Origin of the sequence: uncultured Brachyspira sp. (assembly GCF_944390845.1) — a bacterium.
In the GTDB taxonomy this organism is placed as follows: Bacteria; Spirochaetota; Brachyspiria; order Brachyspirales; family Brachyspiraceae; genus Brachyspira; species Brachyspira pulli.
In genome coordinates this window covers 11,830-30,896 of the sequence record NZ_CALXRM010000020.1, presented here as the reverse complement: position 1 = coordinate 30,896, position 19,067 = coordinate 11,830, and the positions used below count along the sequence as shown (strand labels likewise).

Sequence of the window (19,067 nt, the reverse complement as noted above, 5' to 3'; positions counted from 1 at the left end):
GGGGATAATATCCTCTCCTTTTTTATACTTTATTATTTTTAATTAGGCTTTATTTTATAAATATTTTATTTTAATCTTCTATTGTAATAATATCATATTTTTTGAAATCATGAGCACCAGATTTTATATATGCATTATCTATGTTTCTAATATTATCAACTTCTATCAATTCATTTTCTTCTGTTTTTATAAATAGTTTAAATCTGTTATCATTATGCTTTATAAAATCTTTTCCTATGTATACTAAATTATCACCATTTTTGATTGTGTTATATACTGTGATTTTAGCATATTCTTCACTGTCATCTGCAATCATACCCATAAGTCTTCTGCCTTTGAGGTATCCCTTTAATGTTGGTTTTATATTATCCCTTCCAAAATAAAAACCAGTGTCGCTTTCCCTTCTGCTTATAGTATCTAATTCTTTTAAATAACTTGCAATAGGTTCTTTCTTTATAGCTTCAGGATAAGAGTCATATCCGATTTTATCAAGTAAATCTAATAATACTCTATAAACTCTCACTGTATTAGCCACGTAATAAACGCTTTTCATTCTTCCTTCTATTTTTATGGAATCAATACCGGCTTTCTGAAGCAAATGCAAATATTCTGCCATTTGTAAATCTCTGCTGCTTAATATAGTAGAATGATCTTCTCCTTCCTCTATTTCCATAAATTCGCCTGGTCTTGTTTTTTCTTCTATGTAAGTTTTGAAATTCCATCTGCAAACCTGAGAGCATTCTCCTCCGTTTGCATCTCTGTTATTTAAAAAGTTTGAAAGCAAACATCTTCCGGAATAAGACATACATACTGCCCCATGTACAAATGTTTCTAATTCTAAATCGGTGTTGTCTCTAATTTCTTTTATTTCATCTAATGAAAGTTCTCTTGCTAATATTATTCTGCTTGCTCCAAGACTTTCATATATTTTGCATGAATAGCTGTTAGTAACTGATGCTTGTGTGCTTATATGAATAGTTGCTTCAGGTATTATTTCTTTTACTACTGCTAATACTCCTAAATCAGATATAATAAATGCATCTATATCTAAATTTTGAATTTCTTTTAAATATGCTTTTAAATTATTTTTATCATATTCATGCAAAAAAGCATTTAAAGTTAAATAAATTTTCTTATCTAATTTTTTAGCAAGTTCAGCACATTCAGCAAGTTCATCAGTAGTAGTGTTTTTACTTTGATGTCTTAAATTAAATAAAGCTCCGCCTATATATGCAGCGTCTGCTCCATAATGATATGCTACTTCTAATTTTTCTTTATTTCCAGCAGGTGCTAAAAGTTCCATTTTTAATATATCCTATAATTTTTTATTAATTGACATTTTATATTAAAATTAATAAAAAGTATATATTTTTTAATGGTAATTAACTATATTATTATTTTTTAATATATTATATAATATATTAAAAGGGGATTATTATGACAGATAAAGAAATTAAACATTTAAGAGATGAATTATTTAATGGAGAATATGCAGATATATTAAAGCCTTTATCTACAGGCAATACATTTTTAGCAAAATCAACATTAAATTCATATATAAGAGAGTTCACAGAAAAAAGAAAATTAAATGCTATAGAATTATTCACTTCAGAAAATTCAAAACTTCATTATGAAGATGACGGAAGTGTTATAAGGGTTATAAAAGAATTAATTGATAATAGAACTATCAATGAAATCGATAACATTAATTTTGATTTAACAGCAAATAATGCATTGCTTTATGGGGATTTTGTAAGATTTATTTATGCTTTGTATTTCGGCGGATATAGAGATGAACTTAATATTTTAGTGAAAAAAATATACGAGCTTATATCAGAAATATCTCATAATATAGTATCAAATTTTAAGAATGCAGTTGCTATAAATAGGGTTAGTTTAGTTATAACATCATCTATATACAGAGCTATATTTGATGTATTAGCTGATTTTTCTGAAATTGCAGGTGATGCCAGATCCAGAGCTGAAGTTATGTATTATAAAAGCTATATTACTTGTAATGTTATGTCTAATTATAGAGGTTTAGTTGGTCCTGATATGATAAAAACGGCTTTATGCTTTGAAGAAATAGAAGATTTTGAAAAAGCAGAAAAGATGTATGAAGCTATTATTGGTGATTTTGAATGTGTATTATCTGGAATAACATATCATTTTGATAATTATGATGCTTCAGATAAGGCAGAAGATTATGTAGCTTTAGTTTCTTTATGGCAGGCATGCGACGGAATAAACAGAATAGAAGATATAAATAAATATGAAGCTAAGATGGAAGCCATAGAAGAAGCTATTAAAAAACTTAATACAATATAATATATACTGAAAATTTATATTGCTATATAATCATTTGAATGTTAAAATATATTACTATGTGTAATAAAATAGATGTAAAAATGTTTGATGATATTGACGTATTAAAAGAACTGGCTAAGACTTGGCATGCATATTATAATTTTAGAATGTCATGTTTGTCTTTGAAAAATTCAGAATATCTTTTAAGTATATTATCATTGATATTGAATCCGGCAAACAATTATGAATATAAAGATATTGCCATGATATCTTATGGTATATTGGAAGAATATCATTCCAAACATAAAGAATTCCGTATATTAAAAGAAGTATTGAATGGAGATTATGATTCATCAGTATTTTCAAAAATAGTGAGTTTGTTTGAAGATAAAGAGATTATTATTGATAAAAAATATGATGAAGATATAGAATATATAGACAGTTTGGATTTGGATCCTATATTAAAATTACTTGTATATCAAAAAATATCTTATGAATATGTAAAAGAATATCAAGGCTGTTTTATAATATGTAGGGTTGTATTTAATATTTATTCATACAAATTGAAATTGCTTGATACTCCTATATTATATCCTTATCAGTTTTTTGAAGCTAGTATTAATGGTTCATCTGATAAAGAATCAATAATAAGATATTTGAAATTTTTAAGAGGTATATGTTTATATGCTGTAGATACTATTAGTTTTGTTCATGAGAATTTAATAGTATTAAGAAATCAATTACTTCTTAATAAAACATTTAAGAAATTAACAGATTCAAGTATATTCTATATTATATTTATAACACCTTATATTCGTATAGTTGATTTAATGGATATGTTTGATTGGAAAAGGGACAAAGCCGCAAGATTATTATCTAAGCTTAGAGAAGAAGGCTTATTTATGGAAACCAAAGTAAAGAAAGAGAAAATCTTTATTAATAAATATATAATAAATCTATTTGAATCAGGAGCAAGTACAAAACCAGAGGAGTTTTTGAGCAAGTTTGTATGAAAGTGCTTGACATTTTTTTGGAAAATTGTATAATACTTTCATTACTTACATCGCGGGGTGGAGCAGTTGGTAGCTCGTTGGGCTCATAACCCAAAGGCCGTAGGTTCAAGTCCTGCCCCCGCTAATAGCCAATAATAAAGGCTTGTTTATTTTTGGCGGCGTGGCTCAGGTGGTTAGAGCATGCGGCTCATATCCGCAGTGTCAGGGGTTCAAGTCCCTTCGCCGCTAATATTTTTATAAAAAGGCAGGTGAGTTAATTGGTACGTGTATTCGCTAATGAAGGTGAACCAGTAGAAAGCGTTATTAAGAGATTCCGCAGAGCTTGTGAAAACGAAGGTATTTTACAGGATTTAAAAGAAAAACAATTCTATAAAAAACCATCTCTTGAGAAAAAACTTCAAAGAGAAAAAGCTCTTAAAAGAATGAAAAGAAAAATCAAAAAAGAACGCAGATTAGGTTTACTATAATTTATCTGTATTTTTATTTCAAAGCATTGGTATCCAGCATACCAATGCTTTTTTTATGTATTTATGAAATATGATTGTTAATTTTTTATTTGAATATTAATGTTCTAAAAGTTAATGCTTTTTTTATTAATTAATACTATATACTTGAAAATATTTATTTTTTGATGTATAATTTTTACAATTTTAAAATTGATTAATTTTAAAAGTTCAATAATGCTAATAATTTAATTTAATAATACTAAAAAAGGAGAAAATATATGGCAGCAAAACAGCTATTATTTGATGAAGAAGCTAGACGTGCCCTTATGAGAGGTGTAGATGCTTTAGCTAATGCCGTTAAGGTAACTTTAGGACCACGCGGACGTAATGTTGTAATAGACAAAAAATTTGGTCCTCCTACTATAATAAATGATGGTGTAACTATCGCTAAAGAAATAGAATTAGAAGATCCATTTGAAAATATGGGTGCTCAAATAGTTAAAGAAGTAGCTACTAAAACTAATGATGTTGCTGGTGACGGTACTACTACTGCTACAGTTTTAGCTCAAGCTATGGTAAAAGAAGGTTTAAAAAACGTAACTAGCGGTGCTAATCCTATGCTTATCAAAAGAGGTATAGAAAAAGCAGTTAATGAAATAGTTGGATACATCAAATCTGAAGCTAAACAAATTAAAGGCAAAGAAGAAATTGCTCAAGTTGCTACTATTTCTGCTAATAACGATAAAGAAATCGGTTCTTTAATCAGCGATGCTATGGAAAAAGTTGGTAAAGAAGGCGTTATCACTGTTGAAGAAGCTAAATCTTTAGAAACTAGCCTTTCTTTAGTTGAAGGTATGCAGTTTGACAGAGGTTACATTTCTCCATATTTCGTAACTAACGGAGACAGCATGACTGCTGAATTAGAAGATGCTTTACTTCTTATTTATGATAAAAAAATCTCTAATATGAAAGAACTTCTTCCTATACTTGAGAAAATTGCTCAAACAGGAAGACCTTTCATTATCATTGCTGAAGATATTGAAAATGAAGCTTTAGCTACTTTAGTATTAAACAAAATGAGAGGAGTATTAAACGTATGTGCTGTTAAAGCTCCTGGTTTTGGTGACAGAAGAAAAGCTATGTTAGAAGATATAGCTATTCTTACTGGCGGTCAAGTTATCAGCGAAGATTTAGGTATGAAACTTGAAAATGCTACTATAGAACAATTAGGTAGAGCTAAAAAAATCACTGTAGATAAAGAAAATACTACTATAGTTGAAGGTGCTGGAAGCAAAGACGAAGTTAAAAACAGAGTTACTGTAATCAAAAAACAAATAGAAGAAACTGACAGCGATTATGACAGAGAAAAATTACAAGAAAGATTAGCTAAACTTTCTGGCGGTGTTGCTGTTATAAATATAGGTGCTGCTACTGAAGTAGAAATGAAAGAGAAAAAAGCTAGAGTAGAAGATGCTTTATCTGCTACTAGAGCTGCTGTTGAAGAAGGTGTAATTCCTGGCGGCGGTATCACTTACTTACATGCTCAGCATAAATTAGATTCTTTGAAAGCTGACAATGCTGATGAGCAAGTTGGTATCAATATAGTAAAAAGAGCTATAGAAGAACCTATAAGAATGATAGCTACAAATGCTGGTTTAGACGGTTCAGTTGTTGCTATTCAAGCTAAAGAGCAAAAAGGCAATATGGGTTTCAACGCTCTTACTAATGAATGGGTTGATATGTTAAAAGCTGGTATTATTGATCCTGCTAAAGTTTCAAGAAGTGCTTTACAAAATGCTGCTTCTATTGCTAGCCAAGTATTAACTGCAGAAGTTATTATTACTGATATACCTGAACCTGAAAAACCAATGCCTCCAATGCCTGGCGGCGGAATGGGCGGTATGTATTAATAATTAGCTCATAAACATTTATTATTATAAAAATAATAAATTATAAATAAAAAGCCTCAGTATTTGTACTGGGGCTTTATTTTTATTATTGTTGTTATGCTTGTTAATTATATTACACTTTTTAATTAAAAAGAGTGCTGTAAAATTTTTCTTAATATATTAAATTATTCATTTAAAATATTAAGCAAATTTTCAATATCCTTTCTAGTTACAATATTTCCAGTCATAGTTGATAATGTTCTTAAAGGAGTTTCAAGCATCATACTTTTGAACATATTTTTTGTGTCTGTTTTATCATCTTTGAACATCTCATCAAGACCAGACAAGATTCTGTTATAAAATTCTTTAGCAATATTTTCATGAATCAAATCTAATAAATTATTATTAAGGTTATAAGGTTTAGAGGCTTTTATATTAATAGGTTTTAATTTTTTATCCATTAATTCCTCAAAATCATTATCAGGTATATCTATATCTTTAAAGTTAAAATAACTAGGTATTCTTTTTTGATAATAACTATTAGCGTTTATTTCCATATTTTTGCTTAATAGTATATTTCTTGATGAATTACCTATTGATATAGTATAAATACCAGTTTCTATTTCATATTTTTTTGTTTCAGCATTATAGAAAGAGAAACTTCTTCTATTTAATTTTAGTATAATAGTTTTTGTTTCATTAGGTTCTAAGAATACTTTTATAAATCCTTTTAATTCTTTTCTAGCTTTGAATATATTATTTTCAGGGGCAGTTACATATAATTGAGCTACCTCACATCCGAATACATCACCGGTATTTTTTATATCAAAAACCACATGTATATTATCAAGTCCTGCAATTGTATTGGCATCGGAAACTATCAAATGAGAAAATTCAAATGTAGTGTATGATAATCCAAAACCAAATGGGAATAAAACTTCTTTTTCTGCTTTGTCATAATATCTGTATCCTACAAAAATTGATTCTCTGTATTGTACTGATTTGTTTCCTCCTGGGAAATATTTATAGCTAGGTGTGTCTTCTAAATTTAATGGGAATGTTTCTGCTAATTTACCGCTAGGATTTACTATTCCGAATATTATATTGAATGCGGCACTGATTGCAGCTTCTCCTGCTAAATATAAATTGAGTACTCCTTTTACTTTATCAATCCAAGGCATTAGTACAGGAGCACCTATAGATAATACTACAACTATATTTTTATTAACTTTTGATATTTCTTCGATTAAATGATTATGATTTTCAGGTAAATTTAAATGTTTTCTGTCAAAGCCTTCAGATTCGTAGGAATTAATTAATCCTGCAAATATTATAACTAAATCTTTGTCTTTAGATATATTTACTGCTTCTTCTATTAAGACATCATCAATAGCAGAAGAATTTGAATCATAACCTTTAGCATAATTAAATTCTAAATTATTTTCTTTGAAATATTCTTCTGCAGTGTCTATTTTGTATGCATTTATAAGAGAACTTCCATTTCCTTGATATCTAGGTTTTTGAGCAAATTCTCCTATAATAGCTATTTTGCTTTCTTTTTTTGCTGGAAGTATTTTATCTTCATTCTTCAATAAAACTATAGAATTTTCAGCTATATGTCTTGCAATATTATGATTTTCTTCTTTGTCATAAGAATAATTTTTATAAATATTATCCATAGAATATAGAGAAAAATATAATAATCTTTCTACAGCCTTATTTAAAATTTTCTCATCAAGTTTATTTTCTTTAACAGCATCATAAACTTTTTTATCATCTTGGCCATTAGTAGAAGGCATTTGTAAATCAAGTCCGGCTTTTAATGCATCAACTCTTTCATTTACAGCACCCCAATCAGAAATAACGATTCCGTCAAATCCCCATTCATTTCTTAAAATATCATTAAGTAAATATTTATTCTCAGAAGCCAATGTTCCATTAACGCTATTATACGAACACATAACAGTAGATGGTTTTGCTTCTTTTATTGCTATTTCAAATGCATATAAATATATTTCTCTTAAAGCTCTTTCATCAACTATACTGTCTATTATAAGTCTTAAAGTTTCCTGATTATTTGCAGCAAAATGTTTTAAACTTGATTGTATGCCGTTATCCTCTAATCCGCTTATCCAACCGCCTGCCATTTTTCCGGATAAATATGGATCTTCAGAAAAATATTCAAAATTACGTCCGCAAAGAGGTGAACGTTTAATATTAATTCCAGGTCCTAATACTACAGCTACATTGTTGGCTTTAGCTTCTTTTGATATAGCTTCACCCATTTCATACATTATATTTGGATCGAATGAACAAGCACTGCAGCAAGCAGTAGGGAAGCAAGTTGTTGCAACAGATTGCTGTAAACTTAATTCACCGGAATTTACACTTTGCTTTCTAACTCCGTGAGGTCCATCGGTTAAATATATTGAATCTATATTGAGTCTTGGTATTGACTTAGTTGACCAGAAGTCTTTACCGCTTAATAAAGATACTTTTTCTTCTAATGTCATTTCATTAATCAATTCTTTGATTTTTTTAGTATATTTATTATCCATAATGAACCCTTAAGAAATAAGATTATATACTAAAACTTTATATATTAAATGTAGTGTAATATATATTTTTTGATAGCATATACAATAAAAGTTATGCTAAAATTATAAAAAATATAGTACTTTTACAAAATATATTGTTTTTAGTATAATAACAATATAGTATAAATATCTTTGGAAATCAACATAAGTGTAAATATTATTGTAAATAAAATAAACAATTTTTTATTATATTATTATGTTAAGTTGTAATTTTTATTGAATTTTATCTCCATTTATCAAGTTCATCTAATCTCGGCTTATATACTTTTTTGTATATTATTGATGTTATATTATCATGTTCTTCTTTGCTTTGTATTTCTCTGCTTGTCATGATTTTCATTTTCATGGTTGATATATTGTTGCTTTTATCAATACAAGGCATATCATAATCATATTCTGCTAATATAAGACCAAAACGTTTATACCATTCTATGCGTTTTCTTGCTATTTCATCTAAATCATAAGGTTCTACTTCTATAACTATAAGTTTATTTTTTAGTATATCCAATATCTTTGTTAATACTTCAGAGCCGTATTTTTTGCCTCTTAAATTTTTATCTATAGCTAAATATTCACCGTAATTAAAATCTTCTAAATCCCAAAGCATAGTTAAACCGATTGGAGTATCATCATCTAATATAGCATAAAATTTATAATTATGATTATCTTTATTTTCTAATGTCATATCAAAATTCCATCTTTCTTCAGGAGGAAAAGCATCATTATATAAATTTCTGTAAAATTCTTTATTTTGTAAATTATCTTTCATTTCTATTAATTTAATCATAGAAAACCTCTTATACTTTGAATAGTCCGATTATATACTATTTTTTAATTATAGCAAATATAATTGTGAAAAAAATAATAAATATTTATTTGGTATGATTTAGTACTAATATATTTTTATACTAAACTAAAAAATGATTAAATAAAAAGTATTATAATGAAAATATTATTTTGTCTTTATTTTATTAAATTTTAATATATACCTAAACAAATATACTTTGTCAAAAATAAATTTATGTTTTGGTTTTATATTTTGGGTTTTGCCCCAAACCCCAGTTCTTTTGCGATCGAAGGAAGTACTGTAAGTATTGGCATAAGGCACAGCCCGCCTTCGGCGAGAACCTATATCCTCGACAGGCTCGGATACGCTTCGCGAAAGACTGCATTTTTAATATAAATTAGGTTATATCCTATATTTAATAAGTATTTTTCAAATATAAAATTCTAGAAATTGCTTTTTTTGCTACTTTTTTGTGCGACAAAAAAGTAGATAAAATTTAGATAAAGTGCCTCAATTGACAAACTTAAAAATTTTTAGTATATACCTAAACAACTATATTTTGTCAAAAATAAATTTATATTTTTGTTTTTATATCTGGGGCTTTGCCCCATACCCCAGTTCTTTTATTGGTATAAAAGAACCAAAAGAACTGCATTTTTATAGGATATACCATATATTTAATAGGCATGTTTTTAATATAAAGTTCTAGCAATTGCGTTTTTCGCGTAGCGTATACGAAGGATAAAAACTTTTTTTGTGCGGCAAAAAGTTGATAACATTTATATAAAGTGTATCAGTTGACAAAGTTAAAAATTTTTGGTATAAACAAAAAATATTTATAATAAAAAAGAGACAAAGTAAAATTTTACCTTGCCTCTTTATTTTATTGTATTTTAATATATATTAGATTTCACATACAGGAGATTGTCTTACTCTTATTTTTACAGCACTTCCATCTCCGAATATAGAATCCATAAACTTTTTGTATTCATCAACTCTGTTTACAGGTACTAAAGCTTGTATAGTTCCAGCAAAACCGCCTCCATGTACACGGCAAGCACCTTCACCTTTTAAGAAATCTTTTGTTAAGCATATACCTAATGCAACTCCCATACTCTTAGAACTTGTAATAGAGAAACAGTTTTGTAAATACATAAAGCTTGAAAGTCCTGATTCATTCATAAGTTTTAAATATGTATTGATATCATTATTTTTTAAAGCGTTAATTTGATTTATTACTCTTTCATTTTCCTCTAAGAAGTGATAAGCTCTCATTACAGCTCTGTCTCCGATTTCAGCTCTTAATTTTGAAGCATTTTCTAATAATTGTTCTTTAGTGATATCTCTGCACACTTTTTTACCGAAGTAATTAGCTATAGCATTCATTTCTTCTCTTATAGCAGCATATTCATTTGTAAGTCCGCTATGGTCACCTTTAGCATCTACTATCATCAAAGCATAACCAGCTTTTTCAAAATCATATTCAACTTTTTCTATAATAGGGTTGTCGTTATCTTTAAAGTCTATAGACATAATTCCGCCTACAGAACATCCCATTTGATCCATAAGTCCGCAAGGCTTACCAAAATAAACATTTTCAGCATATTGACCTATTTTTGCTATTTCAACAGGGCTTAGTTTATTATCATTGTATAAGGCATTTTGTATTTCACCAATTAAAGATTCAAAACTAGCAGAACTGCTTAATCCGCTTCCCATTAAAACTTTATTATTTAATGATACTGTACAGCCTCCTACTTGATAACCTTTATTTTTTATTCCGGCACAAACACCTCTTATTAAAGCATTTGATTTGCCGTATTCATCTTTGTCTAATTCTAAATTATTTACATCTATCACATCAGGATTATTGGAATAATCTGTATAAACTACTATTTTATTATCATTTCTTTTAGCAACTAATGCTAATTTATCTAAATTGATAGAGGCAGTTAATACACAGCCGTTATTATGGTCAGTATGGTTTCCTGATAACTCAGTTCTTCCAGAAGCACTAAATAAATATACTTCTTGACTTTTATCAATGTTTTCAAAGTGTTTTATAGTGTCTGATAATCTTCCATAAGCTTCAGATATGCTTTTTTCATCTCCTCCATAAATTGAGGAAAATTTTTCATCCATTTTTTTATCTTGTAGTAATTCTTTTAATTGGGCTATATTATACATACTTAATCCTTATTTTTTATGATATATCATCATATACAATAATATTAATTTTGTCAAAGAAAAAAATAAAATAAATTAATAAATATATTTTACAAATATTACATAAATTTACTTAATATTTACCTTTTATGTAAAAAAAATAGCTATTTTTTAGTATTTTTAGTAAAAATTATTTACATAAATATAGATTTTTTATAATTTTTGTAATATAATATTGTTATAGTGATTAAGACATTAGGGGGTTATTTATGAAATTTATGCAAACTTTAAAATTTAAAATGCCTTTTGCTATTATATCTGCTGTAGTAATAATGCTATTAGTTCTTATGATAGTTGTTATTTCTGCTTCTGCTATTTTTATGGAAAGAACTGCCATTAGCGGTTTTATGGAAACAGCTGACGGTTATAGAGATTTGGTTTCTATACGGATAGAAGACCAAGCCGATTTAACTTCTGTTATATCAAAGGAATCTGAATTTTTAGATTATTTTCAAAATCCTAATAATGGTACTTTGAATATAGCTAAAGATGAGTTCAATGAATTATTGAATGAGTTAAAATCTCATTATTCTGCTTTTGCTTTGATTGATTTGAATGGAAATGTTGTACTTGATACTGCTTCTAATACTCAATTAAATTCTATATCTCAAAAAACTATATGGAAAGAACTTAAAGAAAATAATTACAAGTATGCCATTGAAGATGAAATTTATTTATCAAGTGTAACAGGAAACTATGTTATAGGAGTTTTGGCTGGTGTTTTCGATGCTAATAATAATATAGCAGGTGTATTGTATGCTGAATTGAGATGGAATGAATTTGTAAATAAATATTTTTCTGAAATAACTATAGGTGAAACTGGCAACATATATATAGTTAATGAAGATGGAAAAAGAGTAGCTCATAAAGATGTAAATAAAGTTAACACTATATCAATAGGTTCTAAGAATGCATTATCAGCAGCAGCTTCACAAAGAAAAGGTGCTTTGCATTATGAAGATGAAGGAAAAAAAATAATGGCCTTCTCAAGACTTGATAATATGGATTGGATATTATGTGTTACTATGCTTGACAGTGAGTTTTTTGCAAATAAACATACTCTTATAAAAATAACTATAGTCTTGAGTGTAATACTTCTTGTCATAACTTCATTAATAGTTGGTATGTATGTTAATAGAAATATTTCTAGGGTTTTATCAAGAATAGCAAGCGATTTGAACAGACTTGGAAATGGAGATTTGACTGTATCAGCACCTACTAAATTTTTATCAAGCAAATATCAAAATCATGAATTTGGAATAATAGCTAATGGTTTTAATAATACTATAGAAAAATTAAAACATATAGTAAGCAATATAATGGATTCTTCTAATAATATAGAATTAACTTCAAAAGAATTGGCAAGCGGAAATAATGATTTAGCTTTAAGAACTCAATCTCAATCTTCATCATTGGAACAAACTGCCAGTTCTATGGAACAAATGGCTTCTACTATAAAAAATTCTGCTGAAAAATCAGTTATAGGAAATAATATGATGAATGATTCAAAGAAATCAGTTGAGGAAGCAGGTCTTATAATAGAAAGCACTACTAGAAGTATGGAAGCAGTTTTTGAGGCAAGCAGAAAAATAACTAATATAACTAAATTGATAGAAGATATTGCTTTTCAAACTAATATATTGGCACTTAATGCATCAGTTGAAGCAGCACGTGCTGGAGAGCAGGGAAGGGGATTCTCTGTTGTTGCTTCTGAAGTTAGAACTTTAGCTCAAAATACTCAAACTTCTGTTAAAAATATTACTTCATTAATATCTGATTCTGATGAGAAAATAAGAGTTGCTGCAGAAGCTGCAAGAAAATCACAGGAGATATTTATTGATATAAAAGATAAAATAGAAAATACTGCTGATATAATGAAAGATATTTCTCAAACTGCAGTAGAACAGCAAAGCGGAGTTGATCAAGTTAATCAGGCTGTATTAAAAATGGATGCAAGCACTCAGGAAAATGCCAGTTTGGTAGAACAGTCAAAAGAGGCCAGCATAACATTAAGCAGTGAAGCTCAAAAATTAATAGAAACAGTAAGTTATTTCAAATTCTAAAATTATATAATATAGAGAATAATGAGCTTGATTATATAAATTAGGCTCATTATTTTTTTATTTAAATTTTATAATGTCTTTGTATTTCTTTCATAAAATCAGAACATATTATATTTTGTCTTTTTGTTTTTATTTCTAAATCGGCACTTATATATTTGTTTATTTTATTATCATTTTCTATATCGCTTAAAAAATTTCCTTTTTCATCGCATATAAAACTTTTTCCTATAAAATCAGCTTCCATAATAGAATTTTTTTCTATTCCTATACGATTGCATAATACAATAGGAGTTAAATTTTCTATTGCTCTGATTCTTGCTATTTCAAATGTTGTAGATGAACCAAAATTACCAAGTACACATATTAAATTACTTCCATTCAATATTTGTTTTCTTGATATCTCAGTAAACCATAAATCAAAGCATATTTGTACTGATATATTAACGCCATTAATATTAAAAATTAAATCAGCGTTATTTATATCTCCAGAGTCAAAGAAATTTTTTTCAAAATCGGATAAATGTATTTTTCTGTATACACCTTTAATATTACCTTTTTCTATTATTATGGCTGAATTATAAATTTTATCTTGAAAATTTTCAGGAAAACCTGCAATTATAGAAGTATTATTTTCCTTTGATATTGTTACTAAATTATTTATAAATATACCATCTTCTATATTTTCAGATATTTTTTTAACTTCTTCTCTATCTTCAAATAAATATCCACTAGATGATAATTCAGGCAATACTATTAAATCGGATTTGTATTTATTATTTATTTCTTGTACAAAATTATTTATTATTTCTAAATTTTTATATTTGTCTTTTTGTACATCAAATTCAATGGCATTAATTATCATTTGAAGTTTCTATAGCCTCTTTATATCCTCGCTCTTCCAATGATTTTTTTATTTTTTTATCCCACATTTTATCATCAGTTATTACTGTAACATATTTTAATCGAGGAGCAGTTTCTTTTGAAAGCATATCAATATTAAAGCATTTTATATTTTCTAATATAAGTCTTCTTATTCTAGCATGATTTAATATTGAATCCATATTTTCAAGATTTCTTAAATTGGTAAGTCTTACTTTTTCTAATTCTTCTAAATTATCAAAGTTAGGTAATTCTGTCATTGCTGGTATATTATTAAGTTCTAATGATTTAAGAGTTTTCATATTGGATAAAAAGTTAAAAGATCTTATATTTTTACCTTTTTCTATATATAATTCCTCTATACAAGGAAGTTTTTTAGGCATTTCTTCTTCATGCGATACGCCGGAAAGAATAGCTATTTTTTTCAAATTAGGATTCTTGTCAAATGATTCCATTCTGAATGTACCAGCACCTATTTCCTTTATAGTTGGTCTTGCTGCCAAATAAACATCTTGTCTTAATGTTAATCCATTTTCTATATATACACTCTCTAAATTTTCTATATTATCAAGAGGTTTTAATTCCATATCTTTCAATAAATCACCATATAAATGAAGACTTTTTAAATTTATTAGTCTTGCAAATATATTAACGCTTTTTAAAGGTTTTTTTAATGATGCATGATATATTAGATTTTGAATATCCGGCAAAACCATTAATAAATCATTTCCCATCACATTATTTTTATAAGATTCATTTCTGTCAGATGATATATTTAAGAAGAAATCGCTTCTAGTTCTTAATATTTCATTAAGAGTTGGTATATTTTCTTTTGGTATACCTATATCATCTACAAATAAAGTCAGACTCTCTTTTGAAAGTCCTAAATCAAAGAGACTTTGATTATCTAATTCAGATATTTTTATATTTCTCATAATTTTTACCTAAAAATTTTATTTAAATAATGATTAAAGGACTGGTGCTATTATTCTGCAAGCTGAGTTTCTAAGTCTTACAAGTGCAGGCTGTTTAGAATATTCTTCTAATGTTATTTTATGAGAGTTCATCATATCTTTTTTGAACATATCCTCAAATTTTTTAGCTGTATCTGCATCATATATAACCGCATTCATCTCATAATGTAAATAAAAGCTTCTTATATCCATATTACAAGTACCGCAAGACACTATTCTTCCATCCATAACACAGAATTTACTATGTAGGAATCCTTTTTCATATAAATATATATTAACTCCAGCTTTGAGCAAAGTTTCAAAATATGTTTGAGCAACCCACCAAGCTACTAATTTATCAGGTTTTCCTGTAATCATTAAATTGACATTAACTTCAGATAAAGCAGCATTCTCTAATGCAATTAAAAAAGCATCATCCGGCACAAAATAAGGGCTTTCTATATAAATAGTTTCTTTTGCTTCTTCTATCATTTTAGAATATACTTTTTGTATGCTGTCCCAATTTGAATCAGGGCCTGAAGTTATTATTTGAACAGGAAGGAATTTATCAGTTGTTGCCAAAGGGAATAAATCTTTCCTTATTATGGAAAGTTTTTCCTCGTTTAAATCTTTATTGGCAAATTTTATTTTTCTTGAATGTCTGTGTTTGTTTTCTTTTGCATCAAATACGTCTAAATCTCTTCCTCCGGCATTATACCAATCACATACAAATACATTCTGTATAAGATTACAGGAATCCCCAACTATTCTCATATGAACATCTTTCCAAGATTCAAAACGTTTTCCTCCGTCTATATATTCCTGTCCTAGATTCATTCCTCCCATATATGAAACTACTCCATCAACAACTACTATTTTTCTGTGATTTCTATAATTAACGAATCTAGTCCATAATATAGAGAAAGGATCATGATAATATAAAAATTTTATTCCATGTGCTTTTAATTCTTTTTTGTATTTATGGCTTATTCTTTTTAAAGAACCAACTCCGTCAAATATTAATCTTATTTCTACTCCCTGATCAGCCTTTTTTATGAGTACATCTTTTATTCTTTCACCTAATTTATCGCTTCTCCATATAAAATATTCCATGTGTATTGTTTTTTCTGCTAATTTTAAATCCTGTATCATAGCATTAAAAAGCTCTTCGCCGTCATCAAATATGGAAACTTCATTTTGTACAGTAATTAAAGAATAACCGCTTTTAATTGCAAGCTTTACTAAATTGATATTTTTTTCATAATTTCCTTTCATATCATCAAGTATTTTAATTTGGGTTTTTAAAAGCGATGAGAAATGTTTCTTGATCATATCTTCAGGAAGTTTTGCTGATATTTTCCTTTTAGATTTTTTCCAGTCCATTCCTAAAAATATATAAAATATTACTCCTACATAAGGCAAGAATACTAGAACCGTAAGCCAAGCAATAAAAGAATAAGGCGGCCTATTTTCAAGCAGCATTTTTATTGCTATTGATACAACATACAAAAAAAATATAATCGTTAATATATAAAACAGCATATCTCTAATCTATACACAATTTCCCTAAAATATCTATTTACTTTCAAAGGATAATATAGAAAATAATAAAAGTCAAGAAAATCACATTAACATAATAATAAATTTATTGAAGTACTTGACAAATTTCCTTAGTACTGTACAATAATTATACTTCCGAAAATATTTGTAATGAAGGGCGTTGGTTTTCTTTCATTTGAGAGAGACCGACACTCTTTTTTTATATAGAGGAAAATACATTAAATAATAACAGTTTTTATATGAGTAATAAGAATAATAAAATAAAACCTCAAAAACAGAAAGAATACGGCAGAGAGCCTAAAAAAAAGAAATTTCCAAAAAAAGAAAAATTAAATAAAAAGACAGATGATAATATTATTGATGAAAACTTGTTATTTGATGGTATAAAAGATATATTGGAAAATAAAGGCATATATTTATTGGATTTGAAGGTAAGAAATATTTCAGACAATAAAAAAGTATATGGTGTTATATTTAAAAAGAAAGAAAGCGTTTCACATACTCATTGTATAGAAACTACAAGAATAATTCAGGAATGTATAAAATCCAATGGTTATGATGAAGGAGATTATACTATTACTGTATCAAGTGCTGGTTTTAGATGGAAATTTGACAGCAGATATGAATTATTTGAAGATATGCCTATAAAAATAAAATATAGAAATGGTGAAGATTTTGTTACTGATTATGCCGTATTAAAAGAAGCTAAAGATGATTATATTGTAATTAGCGTTATTGATGAAGAAAATATTACTAATGAAAAAAATATCAAAATATTAAAAAATGATATCATAAAAGCAAGATTAAATTGTTAATATTTATTATATATACAAAATAAAAAATGGAGAATTAAAATGTTTGAAAACGTTGGAACTTATTTACAGCAACTTTCTGATGAAAAGGATATTAGTGTAGATCTTTTGAAAGAAGTTATAGAATCTACTATGGTTTTGGCTTTAAAAAAGAAATATGGCAATGATATAAATTTTCATATTCATTTTGATAATAAAAATAATCCTACTGTATATAAGGGAGCTAACGTTGTAGAAGAAGTTAGAGATAAAAATAAAGAAATATCTCTAGTAGAAGCTAAAAAATTGGATCAGGATATCAATTTAGGCGATGAAGTTTTGATACTTGTAGATCAAGTAGAAGCTTTCGGAAGAATAGAAAGTATGGTAGCTAAAACTACATTCTTCCAAAAAATATCAGATCTTGAAAAAAATCTTATATATAATGAATTTAAAAGAAGAGAAAATCAGTTAGTAAATGGATATTTCCAAAGAGAACATAAAGGCACTATTTATGTGAATTTAGGTAAAACAGAAGGTGAATTACAGAAAAAAGACCAATCTCCTAGAGAACATTATGCAGTTGGCGACAGAATAAGAGCTTATATATATAAAGTTCAGGGCGGAAAAGATGATAAAGGTAAAGAGCTTCCAACTAAAATATTATTAACTAGAACAAAAGCTGATTTTATTAAAAAACTTTTTGAATTAGAGATACCGGAAATAGCTGACGGTACAATAGAAATAAAAAATGTTGTAAGACAGCCGGGATTAAAAATCAAAGTGGCTGTTGTATCAAATAAACCTGAAGTTGATCCTATAGGTGCATGTATAGGTCAAAAAGGTATACGTATACAATCAATAATCAAAGAAATTGAAGGCGAGAAAATAGACGTTGTAAAATGGTCTAAAGATATTAGGGAATATATTGCTGAGGCTATAACACCTGCTAAACCTATAAGAATTATTATTACAGATCCGGAAAAGAAAGAAGCTATGATAATAATACCAGATGAGCAGCTTTCTTTAGCACTTGGTAAGAGCGGATACAATGTTAAACTTGCTTCACAGCTTACAGGATATTATTTTGATATTAAAACAGAAACAGATATTAAAGAAAATCCAGAATTGTTGAAAGATATAGTTCCATTAAATCAAATATTCTCTGATACAGCAGAAGAAACAGAAGCTACAGCAGAAGAAACAGAAGTGGCAGAAGTATTTGAAAGCAACCTTTATTCTTTACAAGGTGTTGAAGAATCTATCATTAAAACTCTTATTGAAAATAACATTAATTCTATCGAAGAATTATACAATTTATCATCTGAAGAGATTATGGAAAAAACTAACCTTGATAAAGATACAGTTGATAATTTGATGCTTGTAATGAAAGATGTTGTTGAAATAGTTGAAGGCGAAGATGATTATGAAACTACTTCAGAGGAAGTTGTTGAAGAAATAGAAGTTTATGAATGTCCTAACTGCGGATCAAGCATTACAGAGGGTATGACTAAATGTCCTAAATGCGGAATAGAGCTTTCTTTTGAATAATTGAG

14 protein-coding genes and 2 tRNA genes are annotated in these 19,067 nt (G+C 27.6%); 9 read left to right on the top strand and 7 right to left on the bottom strand.

Annotation, left to right across the window (positions count from 1 at the left end; translation table 11 throughout):
• Positions 1 to 70: 70 nt before the first annotated feature.
• Positions 71 to 1,303, bottom strand: coding sequence for a peptidase U32 family protein (locus Q0K52_RS05870; RefSeq protein ID WP_297297448.1), 1,233 nt, complete (start codon positions 1,301 to 1,303; stop codon positions 71 to 73).
• Positions 1,304 to 1,437: 134 nt separating this feature from the next.
• On the opposite strand from Q0K52_RS05870, the gene Q0K52_RS05865 reads away from it, so the two are divergent.
• The 6 genes from Q0K52_RS05865 (at position 1,438) to groL (ending at position 5,676) form a co-directional block, all read left to right on the top strand.
• Complete coding sequence (locus Q0K52_RS05865) at positions 1,438 to 2,328, top strand: hypothetical protein (RefSeq protein WP_297297446.1); 891 nt, start codon at positions 1,438 to 1,440, stop codon at positions 2,326 to 2,328.
• 56 nt (positions 2,329 to 2,384) lie between these two features.
• Positions 2,385 to 3,320, top strand: a complete 936-nt coding sequence (locus Q0K52_RS05860) for a hypothetical protein (RefSeq protein ID WP_297297443.1) — start codon at positions 2,385 to 2,387, stop codon at positions 3,318 to 3,320.
• A gap of 51 nt (positions 3,321 to 3,371) precedes the next feature.
• Positions 3,372 to 3,444, top strand: a tRNA-Met gene (locus Q0K52_RS05855).
• Positions 3,445 to 3,474: 30 nt separating this feature from the next.
• Positions 3,475 to 3,548: transfer RNA gene (locus Q0K52_RS05850), tRNA-Met, on the top strand.
• 29 nt (positions 3,549 to 3,577) lie between these two features.
• A complete protein-coding gene (rpsU, locus tag Q0K52_RS05845; protein ID WP_008724792.1) occupies positions 3,578 to 3,787 on the top strand; it encodes a 30S ribosomal protein S21 in 210 nt (69 codons plus the stop codon).
• A gap of 257 nt (positions 3,788 to 4,044) precedes the next feature.
• Positions 4,045 to 5,676, top strand: a complete 1,632-nt coding sequence (groL, locus tag Q0K52_RS05840) for a chaperonin GroEL (protein ID WP_297297441.1) — start codon at positions 4,045 to 4,047, stop codon at positions 5,674 to 5,676.
• Between the two features lie 164 nt (positions 5,677 to 5,840).
• Here the strand turns inward: groL and Q0K52_RS05835 are convergent, their stop codons facing one another.
• The 3 genes from Q0K52_RS05835 to Q0K52_RS05825 all read right to left on the bottom strand — a co-directional run bounded on the left by Q0K52_RS05835 (position 5,841) and on the right by Q0K52_RS05825 (position 11,226).
• Complete coding sequence (locus tag Q0K52_RS05835) at positions 5,841 to 8,213, bottom strand: glycoside hydrolase family 3 C-terminal domain-containing protein (protein WP_297297439.1); 2,373 nt, start codon at positions 8,211 to 8,213, stop codon at positions 5,841 to 5,843.
• Between the two features lie 262 nt (positions 8,214 to 8,475).
• A complete protein-coding gene (locus Q0K52_RS05830) occupies positions 8,476 to 9,039 on the bottom strand; it encodes a GNAT family N-acetyltransferase (protein WP_297297437.1) in 564 nt (187 codons plus the stop codon).
• 903 nt (positions 9,040 to 9,942) lie between these two features.
• Positions 9,943 to 11,226, bottom strand: a complete 1,284-nt coding sequence (locus Q0K52_RS05825; RefSeq protein WP_297297435.1) for a galactokinase family protein — start codon at positions 11,224 to 11,226, stop codon at positions 9,943 to 9,945.
• 248 nt (positions 11,227 to 11,474) lie between these two features.
• Between Q0K52_RS05825 and Q0K52_RS05820 the strand changes: the two genes are divergently transcribed.
• Positions 11,475 to 13,328: a methyl-accepting chemotaxis protein gene (locus Q0K52_RS05820; protein ID WP_297297433.1), complete on the top strand. Its 1,854-nt coding sequence runs from the start codon at positions 11,475 to 11,477 to the stop codon at positions 13,326 to 13,328.
• A 61-nt stretch (positions 13,329 to 13,389) separates the two neighbouring features.
• Here Q0K52_RS05820 and Q0K52_RS05815 read toward each other — a convergent pair whose 3' ends face one another.
• From Q0K52_RS05815 to Q0K52_RS05805, 3 genes are read right to left on the bottom strand one after another with little or no spacing between them, the layout of a single operon-like run.
• Positions 13,390 to 14,190, bottom strand: a complete 801-nt coding sequence (locus Q0K52_RS05815; RefSeq protein WP_297297431.1) for a carbon-nitrogen hydrolase family protein — start codon at positions 14,188 to 14,190, stop codon at positions 13,390 to 13,392.
• Complete coding sequence (locus tag Q0K52_RS05810; protein ID WP_297297429.1) at positions 14,180 to 15,142, bottom strand: hypothetical protein; 963 nt, start codon at positions 15,140 to 15,142, stop codon at positions 14,180 to 14,182. The genes Q0K52_RS05815 and Q0K52_RS05810 overlap by 11 nt, the downstream gene beginning before the upstream one ends.
• A 33-nt stretch (positions 15,143 to 15,175) precedes the next feature.
• Positions 15,176 to 16,702, bottom strand: a complete 1,527-nt coding sequence (locus Q0K52_RS05805) for a phospholipase D-like domain-containing protein (protein ID WP_297297426.1) — start codon at positions 16,700 to 16,702, stop codon at positions 15,176 to 15,178.
• 257 nt (positions 16,703 to 16,959) lie between these two features.
• Here Q0K52_RS05805 and Q0K52_RS05800 point away from each other — a divergent pair, with 257 nt between their 5' ends.
• Together Q0K52_RS05800 and nusA are read left to right on the top strand one after the other, a co-directional pair.
• Positions 16,960 to 17,535: a ribosome assembly cofactor RimP gene (locus Q0K52_RS05800; RefSeq protein WP_297297424.1), complete on the top strand. Its 576-nt coding sequence runs from the start codon at positions 16,960 to 16,962 to the stop codon at positions 17,533 to 17,535.
• Positions 17,536 to 17,574: 39 nt separating this feature from the next.
• Positions 17,575 to 19,062, top strand: coding sequence for a transcription termination factor NusA (nusA, locus tag Q0K52_RS05795; protein WP_297297422.1), 1,488 nt, complete (start codon positions 17,575 to 17,577; stop codon positions 19,060 to 19,062).
• The last annotated feature ends 5 nt before the right edge of the window (positions 19,063 to 19,067 follow it).